General features: G+C 67.2%; 2 pseudogenes. One reads left to right on the top strand and one right to left on the bottom strand.

From position 1 onward, the window contains the following. Window positions 1-415 (bottom strand): annotated as a pseudogene (locus JCM19049_RS09705) (LysR family transcriptional regulator); the annotation flags it as partial. Window positions 416-691: 276 nt separating this feature from the next. Between JCM19049_RS09705 and JCM19049_RS09700 the strand changes: the two are divergent. After that, window positions 692-3,588, top strand: a pseudogene (locus tag JCM19049_RS09700) (bifunctional proline dehydrogenase/L-glutamate gamma-semialdehyde dehydrogenase); the annotation flags it as partial.

Raw genomic sequence — 3,588 nt, 5'->3', positions numbered from 1 at the left:
CGCCGCGGTCTCATGCAGGGCGCGTTCGGGCTCCTGCTGGCTCATCTCCACGCGCAGGTGCGGGTGCTGCTGGCGCAGCTGGCCCAGCGCCCCGGGCAGGATCGCCAGCATCGCGGTCTGGAACACGGCCAGGCGCACCGTTCCCGAGACGGTGGACAGGGTCGCGGACAGGTCCGCCTCGGCCCGCTCCATCGAGTCCAGCAGCTGCTCGGTGTGCGCGACCAGCACCTGTGCCTGGGGCGTGAGGCTCAGGGTGCGCCCGTTGCGCTGCAGCAGCTTCACCCGGCCTCCGCCTCCAGCAGGCTCAGCTGCTGGGAAACCGATGAGGGGAGTAGCTCAGCTCGTAGGCAACCTCCGCGATCGTGCCGCGCAGGCTCAGTTCGCGCAGCAGGCGCAGACGGCGCATTTCCAGCATGTTCCTCGTACCTTTCGCCCTAGGGAACCCGGGAAAAACCGGGGTTTCGGCACCCCCAACGATACCTTGGGAAAACCGAATGGAATAGTTAAGTTTTGTTCACTTTTCCTGAACTGATTTAAGGGCCATACTCTTAGTGCACACAGCTTTTTCGCAGCAAGACGCCGCATCGGAACCCACCCGTCCCCGGCCGGTCCCAGAACGAAAGATGCGTTGGTGCTCCGGTCCAATCAGATGAAGCATTAGGAAAGGCGCAACGTGTCAGTCACTAGCCACATCCCCAAGAACATTCCCCCGGCGCAGGCCGCCGACGGCAGCGCCCTCGTCCAGCCAACCGAACTGGCCGACGAGGCCATCGAACTGGTCAAGAGCTGGCTGCAGCAGGCCTCCGAAATCCCGGCCGACGCCGCCGCCGCGCGCCTGGCCGGCGTGCTGAAGGACCCCAACGGCCTGGACTTCACCGTCGGATTCGTCGACGGGGTCATCCGCCCCGAGGACTTGAAGGTGGCCGCCGCGAACCTGAAGATGCTGGCCCCCAAGGTGCCCTCCTTCCTGCCCTGGTACATGCGCAAGGCCGTCGCCCTGGGTGGGACCATGGCCCCGATCATGCCCGGCATCGTGGTGCCGATCGCCCGGCGCGTGCTGCGCGAAATGGTCGGGCACCTGATCATCGACGCCTCCGATGCGAAGCTGGGCAAGTCGATCTCCAAGATCCGCCGCGAAGGGGTGGACCTGAACGTCAACCTGCTCGGCGAATACATCCTGGGTGAGGGCGAAGCCGCCCGCCGCATCGCCGGCACCGAGAAGCTGCTGGCCCGCGATGACGTGGACTACGTCTCGATCAAGGTCTCCTCGACCGTCGCCCCGCACAACCACTGGGCCTTCGATGAAGCGGTGGAGAACATCGTCGAGAAGCTCGTGCCGCTCTACCGCCAGGCCAACAACGCCTCACCGAAGAAATTCATCAACCTGGACATGGAAGAGTACAAGGACCTGGAGCTGACCATCGCGGTCTACACCAAGCTGCTCTCCCGCGAGGAATTCAAGGACCTGCGCACCGGCATCGTGCTGCAGGCCTACCTGCCCGACGCGCTGGGCGCGATGATCGGGCTGCAGGAATTTGCCGCCGCCCGCGTCGCCGAGGGCGGGGCCCCGATCAAGGTGCGCGTGGTCAAGGGCGCGAACCTGCCGATGGAAACCATGGAGGCGGACCTGCACGGCTGGCCGCTGGCCACCTGGCACAGCAAGCAGGACTCGGACACCAGCTACAAGCAGGTGCTGGAGTACGCGCTGCGCCCGGACCACATCGGCAATGTGCAGATCGGCATCGCCGGGCACAACCTGTTCGACATCGCCCTGGCCTGGCTGCTGGCCAAGGCCCGCGGGGTCACCGAGGGCATCGAATTCGAGATGCTGCTGGGCATGGCCACCGGCCAGGCCGAAGCGGTGCGCCGCGACGTGGGCAAGCTGCTGCTCTACACGCCGGTGGTGCACCCCGCGGAATTCGACGTGGCCATCGCCTACCTGATCCGCCGCCTTGAGGAAGGCGCCAGCCAGGAAAACTTCATGTCCGCGGTCTTCGAACTGGATTCCAGCCGCGAACTGTTTGAGCGCGAGAAGCAGCGCTTCCTGGCCTCGCTGCACGCCATGGGCGACACCGTCCCGGGCCCGCACCGGGTGCAGAACCGCCAGGAGGCCGACCCGGCCCTGGCCAGCGCCGTCGACGGGCTGATCAGCGGGGACCGCGACTTCTTCAACACCCCCGACTCCGACCCGGATTTGCCCGCGAACCGTGAATGGGCGCGCGGCATCCTGGAACGCATGAAGACTCCACCGTCGGCGCCGACGCGGTGAAGGCCAACACGCTGAAGTCCTCCGCCGAACTGGATGAGGCCATCGCCATGGGCGTGGACGCCGCCGCCGACTGGCAGGCCATGGGAGCCGCCAAGCGCGCCGAGATCCTGCACCGCGCCGGCGCGCTCTTCGAGGAGCGCCGCGGGCTGATGCTGGAGGTCATGGGCTCCGAATGCGGCAAGACCCTGGACCAGGCGACCCGGAAGTCTCCGAGGCGATCGACTTCGCCCACTACTACGCCCAGCGCGGCCTGGAGCTGGAGAACGTCGACGGGGCGAGCTACACCCCCTCGAAGCTGACCGTGGTGACCCCGCCGTGGAACTTCCCGATGGCGATCCCCGCCGGCTCGACCCTCTCCGCGCTGGCCTCCGGCTCGGCGGTCATCATCAAGCCGGCCAGCCAGGCCGCCCGCATCGGCGCCACCATGGTGCAGGCGCTGTGGGATGCCGGGGTGCCCAAGGACGTGCTGCAGCTGGTGTTCCTGGCCGAGCGCGACCTGGGCCGTGAACTGGTCAGCGACCCGCGCGTGGACCGCCTGATCCTCACCGGCGGCTACGAGACCGCCGAACTGTTCCGCTCCTTCCGCAAGGACCTGCCGCTGCTGGCTGAAACCTCCGGGAAGAACGCCATCATCGTCACCCCGCACGCCGACCTGGACCTGGCCGCGCGCGACGTCGTGCAGTCGGCCTTCGGGCACGCCGGGCAGAAGTGCTCGGCCTCCTCGCTGGTGATCCTGGTCGGTTCGGTCGCCGAATCCCGCCGCTTCAACAGCCAGCTGGTCGACGCGGTGAAGTCGCTGACCGTCGGCTACCCGTGGAACCCGGAATCCCAGATGGGCCCGGTGATCGACAAGCCCGGGGAGAAGCTGATGCGCGGGCTGACCACCCTCGGCGAGGGCGAGCGCTGGGCCTTGGAGCCCAAGGAGCTCGATGACTCGGGCAAGCTGTACTCCCCGGGCGTGCGCTACGGGGTCAAGCGCGGCAGCGAATACCACCTGACCGAGTACTTCGGTCCGATCCTCGGCGTGATGACCGCCGAAACCCTGGAAGAAGCCGTGGCCATGGTCAACGAGATCGACTACGGCTGACCAGCGGGCTGCACTCGCTGGACGCCGATGAACTGGCCTACTGGCTGGAAAACATCCAGGCCGGCAACCTGTACGTCAACCGGGGCATCACCGGTGCGATCGTGCAGCGCCAGCCTTCGGCGGCTGGAAGAAGTCCGCGATTGGTGCCGGCACCAAGCCGGCGGCCCGAACTACCTGATCGGGATGGGCACCTGGAGCGACGCCCGGTCAGCCAGAAGGCGCCGCTGTCCAG

It is taken from the genome of Arthrobacter sp. JCM 19049, from assembly GCF_001310435.1.
The sequence above is the reverse complement of the archived record's forward strand: the minus strand, read 5'-3'. Positions and strand labels throughout refer to the sequence as shown.